Genomic DNA, 15,537 nt, shown 5'->3' with positions numbered 1-15,537 from the left:
TCAGAGGTTCGCGAGGTCCGGATCGTCGAGCAGACGCCTCATCGTCGACCGTCCCAGACCGCTCATGGCGGGGTTCGAGGACTCGTAGTACCAGACGAGGCCCATCGCCTGCTGCAGCGCCCAGGCTGCTCCTCGCCGCCACTCGCTGTCGGAGACGCGCAGACGGTCACGCACGACGGATCGCCCCCGAGCGTCGAACAGATGCCACGCGGCGACGAGATCGAGCGCAGGGTCGGCAGGGCCGAAGCCCCCGCCGTCGAGGACACCGACGAGACGACCGTCCGCCACCAGCAGGTTGAACGGCGTGAGGTCCCGGTGGCTCATGACGTCCGCACCCTCGCGGGGCGCGTCGCGCAGCGAGCTCCAGAGCCGATCCACGCGATCAGGATCGACCTGGTGCGCGCTGCGCTCGATGCAGAGCGCGACCCACTCGTCGTGGTCGCGGAGAACACCACCGCGGCCGCGCCCGTCGAACTTCCGTCCGCGGGTCTCGGTCGACCGCAGCGCAGCGATCAGCCCGGAGACGTCCGAGACGAGCGACTCCGACGATGCGTGGCCGGCGGGGGTCGCGGCGACACCCGCCAACCAGGTCTGGATCGACCAGGCAGACGGATGCTCCTCGGTCGCCGCGGCGAGTCCGACAGGCCGCGTCGCCGGCACGACGCAGACGTCGGCGAGCTCAGCCATCGCCGCGGCCTCGGCGCCGAGGACATCGCGCGATTCTGCGACGAGCGGGAACCGTGCCGCGAGGTCGTCGCCGATCCGGAAGATCGTGTTCACCGTGCCCGTCGAGCGGACGCGCTCGATCGGCAGGTGGGCGAGCTCGGGGAACGTCTGCGCGATCAGCCGCGCAGCGCGATCGTCCGTGAGTGCGAGCTCGCCCTCGTGCATCCGTGAGGTCAGTGCTGGACTCGTGCGATCCAGGCTTCGACCTCGTCCGCCGTGCGCGGGATGTCCGCCGAGAGGTTCACCGGGCCGTCCTCGGTCATCAGGATGTCGTCCTCGATTCGCACACCGATACCCCGGTACTCCTCGGGAACGGTGAGGTCGTCGATCTGGAAGTAGAGGCCGGGTTCGATCGTGAAGACCATTCCCGGGGCGAGGATGCCGTCGTAGTACATCTCCCGCCGGGCCTGCGCGCAGTCATGGACGTCGATGCCGAGGTGGTGCGACGTGCCGTGCACCATGTAGCGGCGGTGCTGCCCGCCGGTGTCGCCGTCCAGCGCCTCCTGCGCGGTCACGGGGAGCATTCCCCACTCGGCGACGCGCGCGGCGATGACGCGCATGGCCGCCTCGTGGACCTCGCGGAAGCGCACCCCGATGCGAGCCGCGGCGAACGCGGCATCAGCGGCCTCGCGCACCGTCTCGTACACCCGGCGCTGCACCTCGGTGAAGGTTCCGGAGACGGGGAGCGTGCGGGTGATGTCCGCGGTGTACAGGCTGTCCGCTTCGACGCCCGCGTCGACGAGGATGAGGTCTCCCGGCACGACCGTGCCGTCGTTGCGGGTCCAGTGCAGGTAGCAGGCATGGGGACCCGATGCGGCGATCGTGTCGTAGCCCTCGCCGTTGCCGTCCTCGCGCGCGCGGCGGTGGAAGACGCCCTCGACGACGCGCTCGCCGCGAGCATGAGCGATCGCGTCGGGAAGCGAACGGATGACGTCCTCGAATCCCTGCGCGGTGATGTCCACCGCTCGGCGCATCTCGGCGATCTCGTACTCGTCCTTCACGAGCCGCAGCTCCGAGACGAAGCGGGTGAGGTCGTCGTCCTCGTCGAGCACGAGCTCTCCCTCGGCGGCCGAGAACCTCTCGAGGTGGTCGGTCGCGATGTCGAGGTCTGCCGCGACGCCGGCGAGAGACGGGCGAGGGCCGATCCAGAATTCACCGACCGTGGCGTCCGCATAGAACTCCGTGGTGGTGCGATCGGCGCGCTCCCGGAAGTACAGCGTCACATCGTGGCCGGACTCGGCCGGCTCGAACACGAGGATCGAGTCGGGCTCGGCATCCGAAGCCCATCCCGTGAGGTGTGCGAAGGCCGAATGCGCACGGTACGGGTAGTCGGTGTCGTTGCTGCGCTGCTTGAGCGAACCGGCAGGGATGACGAGTCGCTTGCCGGGGAAGGCAGCGGACAGGGCGGCGCGACGCACGGCGGCGAACGGCGCCTGCGCTCGCGGCGCGGGGATCGACTCGGGGCGCTCCGCCCATCCGGTCGAGATCGTGTCGAGGAATCCGCGGGGGAAGGGCTGCTTCCGATTCGTGGTGGTCGTCTCGGCGGGAGTCTCGGTCGTGGGCTCTGCGATCGTGTCGCGCTCAGCGGTGCTCATCCCTCCAGTCTGTCACCTGAGCGACGGCCACGGCATGTCAGCCTGCGGGTTCGAGCTGCACCACGAGACCGCGGTGGTCGCTTCCCGAGCCGCCGATCACGACGGAACCCGTCGTGGACCAGCTCGGCGACGCCATGACGTGGTCGATCGGGGTGCTCAGCAGCGCCGGCAGCGAGCTCGGCCATGTGCCGCTGTATCCGTTGCCGGAGCGGCTCGCGCCGTCGCGGCAGTACCCCATGTCGCCGCCGTCGACGCCGAGCCCCGCCATGTGGTCGATCGTCGCGTTGAAGTCACCCGCGAGGATGAAGTTCCCCTCGGGGCACTGGTCGGCGATCCAGCGCAGGTCGCTCTGCCACTGCGCCATGTCCTCCATCCGGGGCGCGACGGCGTGCACCGCGACGATCGTCGGACCCTCGCCATCGACCGGCATCAGCACCGCGCTGGGCACCGAGCCGGTGTTGTTGGAGCCGTCCTCGGACGACTCGATCACGGAGTACTCGCCGAGGTCGGGGGAGACGAGGACGGTCGTGTGCCAGGACTTGGGGCCGTCGACGACGTCGGGCTTGAACTGCACATGGTGCACCCACATGGGGTGATCCTGATCGCGCAGCAGCACGGCGATCTGCTCGCCCACCTCTTCGGTGGTCTCGGGCAATGCGACGACGTCGGCGCCACGCTCGAGGATCTCCCGCGCGATCTCCTCGGCGGACACCTCGTCGCCGGCGGTGTTCCAGGTGAGCACCCGGATGCTCGAATCGGTGGCGGCGGGGAGCGTGTCCGCGCCGAACCCGCGCATGAAGCCGATGACTCCCGTCGCACCGGCGCCGAGCAGGGCGACGATCAGTACGGATGCCGCGAAGCCGCGCAACGGCTTCGCGAACAGGAGCAGCAGCGAAACGGCCGCGACGAGGAGGAATGCCGCCAGGACCACGCCGCGGGCGGCGACGATCTGCGCGAACGGATAGGTCTGCTCGAGATGGAAGAACTGCGGCCAGACGACGACGGCCGTCGCGATCGCGAGCAGCACGGTGACGAGGATCCCCAGTAGTCGAAACATCCTCTTCAGCCTAGAAGTCCTCTCTGTGAAGTCCCTAGAGCGACAGGCGTGCGCGGCCGACGTCCACGGTCGTCGGTACGCTCGGAGCATGGCCACCGCTCGATCCCGCCGTTTCGCCGGTCCGTCCGACCTGCACATGCACTCGAACCACTCGGACGGAACGGAGTCGCCCGGCGATGTCGTGCGCCAGGCACACCGGTTCGGGGTGCGCACGATGGCGCTGACCGATCACGATCGCACGACGGGGTGGGACGAGGCGGCAGCGGCGACGGCCGAGCTCGGGATGACGTTCATCCCCGGCATGGAACTCTCCGCGAAACACGAGTGGCGCAGTGTGCACGTGCTGGGCTACCTCTTCGATCCGCTCGACGAGGCGCTCGGATCCGAGACCGATCGCATCAGAGGCGACCGGATCGGTCGTGCCGAGCGGATCGTCCGCAGCATCGGTCGTGACTACGACCTCGACTGGGACGATGTCCTCGCCCAGACCACTCTCGACGCGACGGTCGGCCGTCCGCACATCGCCGATGCCCTTGTGGCGCGCGGAATCGTGCGCGACCGTACCGAGGCGTTCGACGGGATTCTGCACCCCAGAGAGGGCTACTACGAGCCGCACTACGCGCCCGACCCCCTCACGGCAGTGCGTCTGATCACCGAGGCCGGAGGGGTGGCGATCATCGCGCACCCTGCCACGATCGGCCGCGACCACATGATGCCGGTGCCGTTCATCGAGCAGCTCATCGCCGCAGGCCTGGGCGGTTTCGAGATCGATCATCGGGAGAACACCGCGGCAGGCCGGAAGACGCTGCACGCGATCGCCGCGAAGCACGATCTCATCGTCACCGGCTCGAGCGACTATCACGGCACCGGGAAACCCAATCTGCCGGGCGAGAACACCACATCCGACGAGATGGTGGAGCGACTGATCGAGCGCGCGACCGGCTCCGCGCCCCGCTACGCCTGACGCCGGGACGGCAGAGGGGCGGATGCCGCAGCTGCAGCATCCGCCCCTCTGTGAGTCCCTGAGGTGGAGTCGATCAGGCTCCGACGACCGGAGCCGCTCCCGCGCCGCCCGAACCCCCGCGGCGACGACGGCGACGACGGGCCGGGGCCGGCTTGCCGTCGTGGTGCTCCTTGCCTGCGCCGTCGTGGGTGCCGGCGCCCTCGGCGCCGCGGTCCGCTGACGGCGAGGACTGAGAGTCTCCGGGTGATGCGTCGGCAGCGCCCTCGGCGAACGTCGAGCCCACCGGGGTCGAGCCGCCCCGACGACGCCGACGACGGCGGGTGCCGCCCTCATCCGTGCCCTCGGCCGCGGCATCGGCCGCACGCTCGGGGCGCGGTGCGCGCTCGGTCTTGACCGACTGGGTCTTGGGAGCCGAGACGAGACGGCCCTTGGTGCCTGCGGGGATGTCGAGGTCACTGAACAGGTGCGGGCTCGAGGAGTAGGTCTCGACCGGGTCGGGCTGCCCGAACTCGAGGGCGCGGTTGATCAGCGCCCACTTGTGCAGGTCCTCCCAGTCGACGAAGGTCACGGCGATGCCGGTCTTGCCCGCCCGGCCGGTGCGACCGGCGCGGTGCAGGTAGGTCTTGTCCTCGTCGGGGATGGTGTGGTTGATGACGTGCGTCACATCGTCGACGTCGATGCCGCGGGCGGCGACATCGGTCGCGACGAGGACGTCGCGCTTGCCGGCCTTGAACGCGGCCATCGACCGCTCGCGCTGGTCCTGTCCCATGTCGCCGTGCACGCCGCCGACGTTGAAGCCGCGGTCGCTGAGCTCGTCGACGAGGCGCTGCGCGGCCCGCTTGGTACGGGTGAAGATCACCGTCTTGCCGCGACCCTCCGCCTGGAGGATGCGGGCGATGATCTCGTCCTTGTCGAGCGAGTGGGCGCGGTACACCAGGTGCTTGATGTTCGCCTGCGTGAGACCCTCGTCGGGGTCGGTCGCGCGGATGTGGATCGGGTTCGTCATGAACCGACGAGCCAGCGCGACGATCGGTCCGGGCATGGTCGCGGAGAACAGCTGGGTGTGACGGACGGCCGGGACCTTCTGGAAGATCTTCTCGATGTCCGCGAGGAATCCGAGGTCGAGCATCTTGTCGGCCTCGTCGAGCACGACCTCGGTCGCGTTGGAGAGGTCGAGCAGACGCTGGCCGGCGAGGTCGATCAGGCGACCGGGCGTGCCGACGACGATCTGGGCGCCCGCCTTGAGCTGGTCGATCTGGCCCTCGTATGCCTTGCCGCCGTAGATCGCGACGACGCTGGTGGAGCGGTTGCTCGTCAGCAGGTCGATGTCCTCGTACACCTGCACCGCGAGCTCGCGCGTCGGCACCACGATGAGCGCCTTGACGCCGTGCTCGGGGTCGAGGCCGAGCCGCTGCACCACGGGGATGCCGAAGCCGAAGGTCTTGCCTGTTCCGGTCTTGGCCTGGCCGATGATGTCCTGGCCCGGAAGGCCGAGGGGGATGGTCTGCTCCTGGATCGGGAATGCGTCGACGATGCCCTTGGAGGCGAGAGCGTCGATGATGTCCTGATCGATTCCGAGATCAGCGAAGGTTGTCAATGTTCAGATGCCTGTCCGGCGACCTGCGAGGATCGCCATGTTCACGGATCCACGCCGTCTCTTGTGCCACAGGCGCGGGCCCCGCTCCGACGGCGGGGACAGGGACAGCCTACCCGAGGGGGTGGCGACGCCCGGGAATATCGCGTCCCCCGGGTAGTGTGAACCCCGTGGTGAACTGGTTCTGGAAGCGTAGGACGCCCCGGCGCACGATGACGTTGCGCAGTCGGGGCGATCAAGGAGCGGCGACGCGGGTCGACTTCGCCGAACTCGCGCCGGAGCTGCCGCGATTCCTGGGACAGGCGGCGTACCTCCAGCTGGGGTACTTCGAGACGCTCACGCGGCTGATCAGGGCGACTCCGGAGCTCTCCGAGAAGGAGGCGCTCTCCCGGGCAGCCGGTGCTGCGCTCACCAAGCATCGGGCGATCGTCGAACTCATCGCGGAGCGCGGAGACGATCCGACGCAGCTCATGCTCCCGTTCCGGGAGAACCTCGACGCCTTCCGGCGCAAGACCATCGGCGCGCGTCCGCGGGAGACTCTCCTCGCCGTCTACATCACGGCAGGGATGCTCGACGACTTCTACTTCGCACTCGCCTCGAGCTACGGCGACACGGGGGAGAGGGTCGCGGAGATCCTCTCCGAGGACGATGCGCGACACGAGATCGTCGCCATCATCCAGGAGACGATCGACGGCGACGGCGAGTGGCGGTCGCTGCTCTCGATGTGGGCGCGCCGGCTCGTGGGGGACACGATCCTGGTGTGCCGGTCGGCGCTGCGTCAGCCCGAGCTCGCCGCGATGAGCGAGGACCGCGTCGAATTGGTCTACACCGAGCTGATGGGCGCGCACGCACGCCGCATGGATGCGATGGGTCTCGCCTCCTAGCCGACGGACCCGGCCGGCGGCGTCAGATGCCGAGTGCCGCCTTGGCCGCGGCATCGCTGCGTCGGCGCGACGCGACGATCGCGACGGTGACGACTGCCGCGATGCCGACGGAGCCCACGACGCTCGCGAGCCATAGCCAGATGCTGTCCTCGCCCACGCCGAGCCACTGCAGGCCGGTGTAGATGACGGCCGCGAGGGCCGTGGCGACAGCGGGGGTGAGAGCGACCCCGCGCAACTCCCGCCCACCGATCATGTAGTGGGCCGCGATGCCGAGCGCGCACGCCCCGACGAGAGCGAGGAGGATGTACATCGTGGGGTCAGGCGAAGAAGCCGACGCGACGAGACTCCTCGGTGCCGAGCTCGATGTACGCGAGGTTCGCGGTCGGAACCAGGTAGGAGTTGCCCTTGACATCGGCGAAGCTCAGGTGAGAAGTGTTCTGCTCGAGAGCCGAGGAGACCTGCGTGCGGACCTCGTCCGCGCTCGATGCGGTCTCGAAGCTGAGCTCACGGCCGGTGTTGATGATGCCGATGCGGATTTCCACGCGTACTCCTGTTTTCCAGTCGACGATGCTGTGGTCGAGTCGACCTCGGAGGTCGACGACTGAGCCCAACTCTACCGGGCGGCGAGGTGACGTGATCCGCGGATCGGGCCGGTTTCGCCCTGAGCGCACACCGTCGCGAGACGCCGACGCCCGGTGATGTCGGCGCGCCGCAGTAGCGTGGAGGACATGACAGAGGATGCCGCGCAGAACGCCGTGATCGGTGCAGACGCCTCGGCATCCGGCGTCATCATCGGGGCGCCCGGCACAGGCAAGACCCGCACTCTCACCGAGCGCGTCGTCCATCTGCTCGACACAGCGCGGATGCGTCCGGAGCAGGTCCTCGTCCTCACTCCCAGCAGGCAGGCGGCGACCGCGCTGCGGGACCGCATCGGGGTCAGGATCGGTCAGGCCACTCCTGGGCCGCTGGCCAGGTCGCTCGGGTCGTTCGCATTCCAGGTGGTGCGCGGAGCGATGGTTCGCGAAGGGGCGGAGCCACCGGCTCTGCTGACCGGCGCAGACCAGGACCGCCTGATCGCCGAGCTCCTCGCCGGCGATGCGGAGGACGAGCGCATCGACTGGCCGCAGGCGCTGAGCCCCGCCGTACGCACCTCCAAGGGGTTCCGCTCCGAGCTCCGTGCCTTCCTCGCGGAATGCGTCGAACTGGGGGCGCAGCCCGACGAGCTGCGCACGTCCGATGTCCCCGCCTGGTCGTCCGTCGCCGAGTTCCTCGTCGAATACCGCGCCGTGCTCGACCTGGCGCGGGCATCCCACCGCGACGCGGCAGACCTGCTCGCCGAGGCGTGCACGATCCTGCGCACCGCCGAGCCGAGTGCCCTCGGCCCTCTCGCCGACCTCAGGGTGGTGCTCATCGACGACGCGCAGGAGCTGACACGCGGTGGCATCGCGGTGGTCGAGGCGCTCCGTGCGCGAGGCACGGCAGTGCTCGCCTTCGGCGATCCTGACATCTCCTCCGGAGCTTTCCGCGGCGCGAGCCCCGAGTTGTTCGCGCGGCTCGCCACGGCGCTGGGCGAGGTCCACGTGCTCGATGTCCCTCATCGTCAGGCGCCGGCGCTCACCGCGCTGACCCGCACCGTCACGCAGGCGATCGGCGTGTCGGGTCGCGTCGACCACAGGCGCGCGCCCGAGCCCGTCGCCGCGCACAGCCCGGGCGCCCCCGGCGACGTGAGCACCTTCATCGCCCCGTCACCGCATGAAGAGCTCGACCGCATCGCGGGTGTCATGCGCGAATGGCATCTCGTGGATGACGTCCCGTGGGATCGCATCGCGGTCATCGCACACGACACCAGGCAGGTCACGCAGCTCGACGCAGAGCTCGCCGCGCGGGAGATCCCGACGAGAGCCGCGGGCGTGCAACGTCCTCTCGGCTCCGAGCCGATCGTGCGCGACATCGTCGGCATCGTGCGCCTGGCCCTCACGCCGGCCGAGGAGCGGACTCCCCAGGACTGGGAGGAGGCGCTCCGCACTCCCTTCGGAGGCATGGATGCGATCGGGCTCCGACGCCTTCGCGCTCGTCTGCGCCATATCGAGCTCGACCTGGGGGCTCGACGCCCGCACGGGAACTGCTGCGCCAGGCGCTGGCATCGCCCGACCACTTCACGCTCATCGACGCCCAGGAATCGCGCCTGGCCGCGCGCTTCGCCGCGACGATCGCAGATGTGGCCGCCGCGGCTGCCGACGGCGAGACGATCCACGATCTCCTGTGGCGGGTCTGGGACCAGGCCAGAGCGGTCGACGGGCGCAAGCTCCAGATCGCCTGGCGTGAGATGTCGTTGCAGACCAGCGGCGCGGAGACGGCGCGAGCCCTCGATGCGCTCGTCTCCCTGTTCGGTGCGGCCAAGCGATTCGTCGAGCGCACCCCGAACGAGAAGCCGGAGGTCTTCGTGCGCGACATCCTCGACAGCGAGGTGCCCGAAGACTCCCTCTCGAGTCCTGACCGGCCGGGCCGTGTGACCCTGCTCACACCGGCGACCGCACTCGGAACGGAGTTCGACGCGGTCGTGGTGGCCGGAGTGCAGGACGGAATCTGGCCGAATGTGCGGCTGCGCGGCGGGATGCTCCAGTCCTGGCGTCTCGCCGACGCACTGCTCGCATCCCGCACCGGAACCGCCGAGCACCCGCCCGAGGCACTCGACAGGCGCCGCGCCGCTCTGCACGATGAGCTGCGGCTGTTCGTCCGTGCCATCTCTCGTTCGCGGAGCAGACTCCTCATCACCGCGGTCGATGACGACGACATGACACCCAGTGCGTTCTTCGGCTTCCTCCCGCCGCCCGACCCGCCCGAGCTGCATGCCTCGGCCGAGCACCCGCTCACGCTGCGCGGTCTCGTCGCGCGTCATCGTCGGGTACTGACGACCTCGAGCGTCCGTGCCGCCCGAGACCACGCCTCCGCCCAGCTGGCGGTGCTCGCGCGGGAGGGAGTGCCGGGTGCCGATCCGGACGAGTGGTACGGAGTGACGCCGCCGACGACCGATGCACCGCTGCACGACCTCGCCGTCGACGCCGCCCGGGTCTCGCCGTCGCGGATGGAGTCCTTCGAGGAGTGCGAGCTGAACTGGGCGGTGTCCGCCCTGGGCGGCGACACCGTGATGCCGCCGTCGGCCGGAATCGGCACGATCATCCACGAGGCGATGGAGCAGGTGCCCGACGGCGAACTGGACCGTCTGCGTGACGTCCTGGCCGAGCATTGGCCGGAGCTCGATTTCGAGACGGCCTGGATAGGTCGCAAGGAGAGGCGCCGCGCCGATCTGTACATCGAGCGACTGCACAGCTACCTGTCGGACGTGGCGGACGAAGGCGGTCGGGTGATCGCCGGCGAGGTGGAGTTCCGGTTCGCGGTCGAGGTGCCCGAGCAGGAGGGCATCGCTCCGGGCGTGCGTGTGGCGAGCGTCGACGGCGACCCCCATCCGCACCATGCGATCGTGCACGGCTTCATCGACCGGGTCGAGGCGTACACCGCGGGTGGTGGAGAGCATGCAGGCGCGGGGACAGAAGTGGACGCGCATGGCCGATGCGCAGAGCGGGGAGCGCGTCGTGGTCGTGGACTTGAAGACCGGCAAGTACGAGCCGGAGAGCGAGCAGAAGGTGGCGGACCACGCCCAGCTCGCCGCATACCAGGTGGCGGTGCAGGAAGGACTCGTGGCGGGAGCGGATCCTGCGGCCCTCGCCGGCGCGCGCCTCGTCCTGGTCGCCAAGACCCTGGCCGGCAGCGATTTCCGCGTCGCGCACCAGCACACCCTCGCCGGTGAAGAGCGTGTCCAGTTCCTCGGGCGGATCGCGGAAGCCGCCCGAGGGATGTCGGCGGCGAGCTTCACGGCCCATGTCGAGGCTCACTGCGCGGATACGCAATGGCGAGTCCAGCCGTGCCGCATCCACACCGTCGCCGCGGTGAGCGCGTGACGGCGTGGACGGGAGCGGGGAACGGGATCTCTGCTCTGGACGTCGCCGCCGCGCTCGGTCTCCCCGCACCGACGGAGGCTCAGCAGCGGGTGATCGAGTCGCCACCGGCGCCGGCCCTGGTGGTCGCGGGCGCGGGCAGCGGAAAGACCGAGACGATGGCCGGACGCGTCGTCTGGCTGGTCGCGAACGGGCATGTGCGACGCGATCAGATCCTCGGCCTGACCTTCACGCGCAAGGCCGCGGGTGAGCTCGCGGAGCGCATCGGCGTCCGTCTGGCGCTCATCGACGAATACGGGAGACGAGGACTGCTGCCGCACCTGCCCGAGATCGTGGCGAGCGGTGCCCTCGATCGGGTGTCGAGAGCCGCGAACGCCAGACAGCGCGAGGTCGTCCGATCGCAGGTGCTCGACGAGCTCGCCGCACGTTTCGGCACCGGGGCGGTCTCGACCCCCGTTCGGCCGAGGATCTGTTGATCCGTCCGAAGGTCTCGACCTACAACGCGTTCGCGGATGGCATCGTGCGCGAGCACGCGGCGCGCATCGGCCGCGACTCCGACGTCGCCATGCTCAGCCAGGCCGCATCCTGGATGCTCGTGCGCGACGTGGTGCTGCGCGCCGACCTGCCGGAGCTGGAGGAGATCGACCGGTCGGTGGCGGGGGTGGTCGACGCGGTTCAGAGATTGGCCGGCGACTCGCTCGATCACCGGGTCGATCTCGACCGCGCCGATCGCATCGCGCTGCGCCAGGCCGAGGCGTTCGAGCCGTACCTCAGCAACGCGGAGGTCGCGACCGCGGCTGCGAACCTGCGCGCTCTTCCCGCTCTGTCCGTCCTGGTGCGCGATTACATCGCCGAGAAGGAGCGCCGCGGAGTGCTGGACTTCGCCGACCAGGTCAGCGGCGCCTACGACATCGTGGAGTCGTCTCCCGACGTGCGCGAGGACCTGCGGCAGCAGCATCAGGTGGTGCTGCTGGACGAATACCAGGACACCTCGGTGATCCAGACGCAGTTCCTCGCCCGACTCTTCCGCGACACCGCGGTGATGGCGGTCGGGGATCCGCACCAGTCGATCTACGGATGGCGAGGCGCCAGCGCGGACAATCTGCACGCCTTCGCGCGCACCTTCTCCGAACACGAGAGCGTCGGCAACTACAGTCTGATGACGAGCTGGCGCAACGACCGGAGCATCCTCGGTGTCGCCAACCGCATCCTCGGTCCGCTGCGCAGGCCCGGATTGGATGTGCCACCGCTCGAGTCTCGTCCCGGCGCCGGCCCCGGGGCGGTCGAGATGAGCTTCCCGCTCACCGTCGATGACGAGGCTCGCGCGGTCGCCGAATGGTTCGCGGCGCGTCGCGCGGAGCACGACGACCTCGCGAAGCCGCATACCGGAGCGGTGCTGTTCCGGTCGAAGCGGCACATGCAGACGTTCGCGGCGGCCCTTGCCGCAGAAGGGATTCCGCACCGCATCCTGGGGCTCGGGGGACTCCTGGCGACCCCAGAGGTCGTCGATGTCGTGTCGACGCTGCGCGTGCTGCACGATCCGACGGCGGGCTCTGCGTTGATCAGGCTCCTCGTCGGTCCTCGATTCTCCGTCGGTGTCGCCGACATGGCGGCGTTGCAGCAGCTCGCGGCGGAGCTCTCCCGTCGGGACAGCGGGCTGCTGCCGCTGGACGACGAGCTCCGCAAACGCATCCGCGCGTCACGGGGGGCGGACGAGGCGCTGTCGATCATCGACGCCGTCGACGTGCTCCGCGGTCTCAGCGACGACTACCGCCTTCTCGCCGGAATCACGCCGGACGGGCGTTCTCGCATCCGTGCCGCGGGCGAGATGCTCGAACGCCTCCGACGGGCGTCGTCGCTTCCGCTTCCCGATCTGCTGAGGCTGATCGAGCTCGAGCTGCGTTTGGACATCGAGCTCGCAGCGAACGAGACCAGAGGGCCGGCGCGTATCGCGGCGACGCAGCTGCGCGCGTTCACTGACGAGGTTCGGTCGTTCCTCGCCGCAGACGAACGGGGGACCATCTCGAGTCTCCTCGCCTGGTTGGAGAAGGCCGAGAGCACAGACGAGCTGGTGCCGCGGCCCGAGCCGCCCGAACCCGGGGTCGTCCAGCTTCTGACGATCCACGGATCCAAGGGGTTGGAGTGGGATGCGGTCGCCGTCGTCCGCATGGTCGAGGGCGAACTGCCGTCGCGCCCGACGGACACCTCAGGATGGTTCGGCTTCGGAGTGCTGCCGTTCGCTCTGCGAGGCGACAGCGCGGCCCTGCCGACCTTCAGTTGGATCGCGCCCTCGGACGAAGAGCTCGATGCGGCGAAGCGGCTGAAGGCAGGTATCGCATCGCTGACCAGCAGGAGCAAGACAGCGCCGGGCGCGATCACGGTCTTCAAGGACGCCTACCGCGAGTATCAGCAGGAGGAGGAGCGTCGACTCGCCTACGTCGCCGTCACCAGGGCGCGCAGTCATCTGCTTCTGACCGGGGCCCACTGGGCGGGGCAGAAGCAGCCGAAGAAGCCGAGCCCCTATCTGACCGAGGCGATGGAGATTCTCGGAATCGCTCCGATCGAGCCCGTGGATCCGGACGAGAACCCCTACGACGGCCCCGGCGCGACGCTCACCTGGCCTCTCGACCCGCTCGGCGCTCGGCGTGGAGTCGTCGAGGCAGCCGCCGCTGCCGTGCGCGCGGCAGCCGACGGGGAGCCGGAGGCCGCTCCCGAACTGGCGCGTCTGCTCGCCGAGCGCGCCGCCCGATTGCGTGGCACCGACGCATCACCGCCCACCCGGGTGCCGGCCTCCCGCTTCAAGGACTACGTCACCGATTTCACCGACACCGTGTCTTCCATCGTCCGTCCGATGCCTGAGCGGCCGTATCGGCAGACCCGGCTGGGCACGCTGTTCCACGCATGGGTCGAGCGGCGGAGCGAACTCGTCGGCGTCGGTCAGCGCGTCGACGAGTCGCTGTGGGAGGTCGACGAGGATGATCTCTCGTTCGTCGAGACCGTCGGCGGAGCGGAGGTCTCGTCCGCCGATGCCGCCGACCTCGAGACCCTGCAGTCGATCTTCGAGGCCAGCGAGTGGGGAGCGCTCAAGCCCATCGCGGTCGAGATCGAGATCGACTTCGCGCTGGGTGGCGCTGTGCCGGGTGACGAACGCCATATCGTCATCTGCAAACTCGACGCGGTCTATCGACGTGAAGATCGCGGCGGGCGCATCGAGATCGTCGACTGGAAGACGGGCAAGGCCCCACGCACACCTCGGGAACGGGAGGAGCGGATGCTGCAGCTCGCGCTCTACCGTCTCGCCTACCACCGTCGTTTCGGAGTGCCCCTGGAGGAGATCGACGTGGCGCTGTACTACGTCGCGGACGACCTCGTCATCCGCGGTGACCGCGTCTACTCCGAGTCGGAGCTCTTCCAGCGCTGGAGCGCTGCTCGGGCGGCCCGCTGAGCCTCATCTTCCGGTGATCCCTCGTCTGAGCCGTCCGCTCGCTCAGTCCGCGCCGGGTCATCGACCGGGCGTCGCTCCGCGGCGGGCTCCTGCGCGGTGTGCCTGCGCACGCCTGAAAGATCCTCGGTCTCGAGGCCACCGACCTCGAGACGACGAGCGGCGTCCGCGGCGGCGTCGCTGAGATCGCTCGTCGCCTGATCGTCGGCATCGCCATCAGGACCGTCGGCGTCGTCGTCGCGCCACAGCTCGTTCGGGTTGTACGCGTCGGTCTGCATCGACGTGTCGGCCCCCGCCGAGGCACGTGCCGGCACTCTGTCGAGCGCGTCCAGGGCGGACTCGACGCCCTCGTTGCGCGACGCGATCACGCCGAGATCGTCGCTGTGCAATCCTTCGGCGAGTGCCTCGAGAAGGGCGGCGGCGTCGTCGACGATGTCGGGTCGGTGCAAGGAGTCGCCGTGGACGAGCCATCGGGCGAATTCGAGCTCGGCGAGCAGGCGTGCGCGCACCTCGAGAGCGCCGTCCGGCCCGCGGTCGGCGGCCCGAGCGTACGCGGCATGGACGTCGTGCGCCGCATCAGGGGCGGTGGACAGCCACGACAGATCGATCGCCGGATCTCCGACGGCCAGCGAATGCCAGCCGATGAGTCCGGTGACCTCGGGACCGAGATCCGGGTCGTCCCGGAAGATGAAGGAGGTCGACTGCACGCCGCCCAGCACGACCGTCGATTCGAACCGCCAGAGATCGTCGTCGGCGACGGCGTCGCGCCATCGCACCGTGAGCCGCGCGGGGACGCGCCCGGTCGATGCCGCGGAGTCGATCAGTCGAGCGAGTTCGTCGCGGCTCTCCTGCGCAGACCGCGTCGTCAACCCGGCGCCTCTCACGACCGAGGTGGGCAGGGAGTGCACTGCCGCGATCGCCGCACCCATCGATTCGGCGGCGCCACGGCCGGCCGGCACCATCGCCGCCTCGATCTGGAATCCGGGCAGCAGCTCCGTCACGAGCGCGCGGGCGTCTGCGAGTCGCGTCTCGCCGATGTATTCGGGGGCTCGGAAGGGGAGCATCGCCCGCGCACCGGCCGTCAGAGCCCGCAGCGCGAGGGCCTCGGCGGCCAGCTCGCGTGAGGTCTCGTCGTCATCGGCGACACGGATCGCGAGCTCGCGCCCGTCTGCGAGAGTGGCGACCGCGGAGTCGAAGCGTCCGTCACCGTCGGCGCTGAGCGTGCGGGCCCCGATCACCTCGGCGCCGGGCAGTGCGGCAGTCACCGCCGCGGCTAGAGTGAATGGAGAGCGTCCCATGCCTCCAGGGTAGGTGGACGT

Annotated in this window: 10 protein-coding genes and 3 pseudogenes; 6 read left to right on the top strand and 7 right to left on the bottom strand. The window is 69.6% G+C overall.

All coding sequences use genetic code 11. The annotated features are described in order from the left end of the window. From ACZZ93_RS05160 to ACZZ93_RS05150, 3 genes are read right to left on the bottom strand one after another with little or no spacing between them, the layout of a single operon-like run. Window positions 1-891 (bottom strand): phosphotransferase, encoded by an 891-nt coding sequence (locus tag ACZZ93_RS05160; protein WP_463510599.1) that lies wholly within the window; start codon window positions 889-891, stop codon window positions 1-3. An 8-nt stretch (window positions 892-899) separates the two neighbouring features. After that, a complete protein-coding gene (locus tag ACZZ93_RS05155) occupies window positions 900-2,321 on the bottom strand; it encodes an aminopeptidase P family protein (RefSeq protein WP_072591008.1) in 1,422 nt (473 codons plus the stop codon). A 37-nt stretch (window positions 2,322-2,358) separates the two neighbouring features. Beyond that, a complete protein-coding gene (locus ACZZ93_RS05150) occupies window positions 2,359-3,378 on the bottom strand; it encodes an endonuclease/exonuclease/phosphatase family protein (RefSeq protein ID WP_463510598.1) in 1,020 nt (339 codons plus the stop codon). An 88-nt stretch (window positions 3,379-3,466) separates the two neighbouring features. On the opposite strand from ACZZ93_RS05150, the gene ACZZ93_RS05145 reads away from it, so the two are divergent. After that, window positions 3,467-4,342 (top strand): PHP domain-containing protein, encoded by an 876-nt coding sequence (locus ACZZ93_RS05145; RefSeq protein WP_187249398.1) that lies wholly within the window; start codon window positions 3,467-3,469, stop codon window positions 4,340-4,342. 73 nt (window positions 4,343-4,415) lie between these two features. Here ACZZ93_RS05145 and ACZZ93_RS05140 read toward each other — a convergent pair whose 3' ends face one another. Beyond that, the gene (locus ACZZ93_RS05140) at window positions 4,416-5,939 is read right to left on the bottom strand and encodes a DEAD/DEAH box helicase (protein WP_053095593.1); all 1,524 of its coding nucleotides are present in this window, start codon (window positions 5,937-5,939) and stop codon (window positions 4,416-4,418) included. Window positions 5,940-6,106: 167 nt separating this feature from the next. On the opposite strand from ACZZ93_RS05140, the gene ACZZ93_RS05135 reads away from it, so the two are divergent. Next, window positions 6,107-6,820, top strand: coding sequence for a ferritin-like fold-containing protein (locus ACZZ93_RS05135; RefSeq protein ID WP_053095594.1), 714 nt, complete (start codon window positions 6,107-6,109; stop codon window positions 6,818-6,820). Window positions 6,821-6,842: 22 nt separating this feature from the next. On the opposite strand, the gene ACZZ93_RS05130 is transcribed toward ACZZ93_RS05135, so the two are convergent. Next, a complete protein-coding gene (locus ACZZ93_RS05130) occupies window positions 6,843-7,130 on the bottom strand; it encodes a hypothetical protein (protein ID WP_072591011.1) in 288 nt (95 codons plus the stop codon). 7 nt (window positions 7,131-7,137) lie between these two features. Then, window positions 7,138-7,362, bottom strand: coding sequence for a DUF3107 domain-containing protein (locus ACZZ93_RS05125; RefSeq protein ID WP_053095596.1), 225 nt, complete (start codon window positions 7,360-7,362; stop codon window positions 7,138-7,140). Window positions 7,363-7,518: 156 nt separating this feature from the next. On the opposite strand from ACZZ93_RS05125, the pseudogene ACZZ93_RS05120 reads away from it, so the two are divergent. From ACZZ93_RS05120 to ACZZ93_RS05105, 4 genes and pseudogenes are all read left to right on the top strand, one after another. After that, window positions 7,519-8,364, top strand: a pseudogene (locus tag ACZZ93_RS05120) (UvrD-helicase domain-containing protein); the annotation flags it as partial. A gap of 782 nt (window positions 8,365-9,146) precedes the next feature. Beyond that, window positions 9,147-10,283 (top strand): annotated as a pseudogene (locus ACZZ93_RS05115) (PD-(D/E)XK nuclease family protein); the annotation flags it as partial. Window positions 10,284-10,293: 10 nt separating this feature from the next. Continuing rightward, complete coding sequence (locus ACZZ93_RS05110; protein WP_463510597.1) at window positions 10,294-10,779, top strand: PD-(D/E)XK nuclease family protein; 486 nt, start codon at window positions 10,294-10,296, stop codon at window positions 10,777-10,779. Window positions 10,780-10,783: 4 nt separating this feature from the next. Then, window positions 10,784-14,218, top strand: a pseudogene (locus ACZZ93_RS05105) (UvrD-helicase domain-containing protein); the annotation flags it as partial. On the opposite strand, the gene ACZZ93_RS05100 reads toward ACZZ93_RS05105, so the two are convergent. Further along, complete coding sequence (locus tag ACZZ93_RS05100; RefSeq protein ID WP_463510596.1) at window positions 14,167-15,516, bottom strand: phosphotransferase; 1,350 nt, start codon at window positions 15,514-15,516, stop codon at window positions 14,167-14,169. The pseudogene ACZZ93_RS05105 and the gene ACZZ93_RS05100 overlap by 52 nt on opposite strands. Window positions 15,517-15,537: the final 21 nt, after the last annotated feature.

Source organism: Microbacterium sp. AC026 (assembly GCF_979258475.1).
The sequence above is the reverse complement of the archived record's forward strand: the minus strand, read 5'-3'. Positions and strand labels throughout refer to the sequence as shown.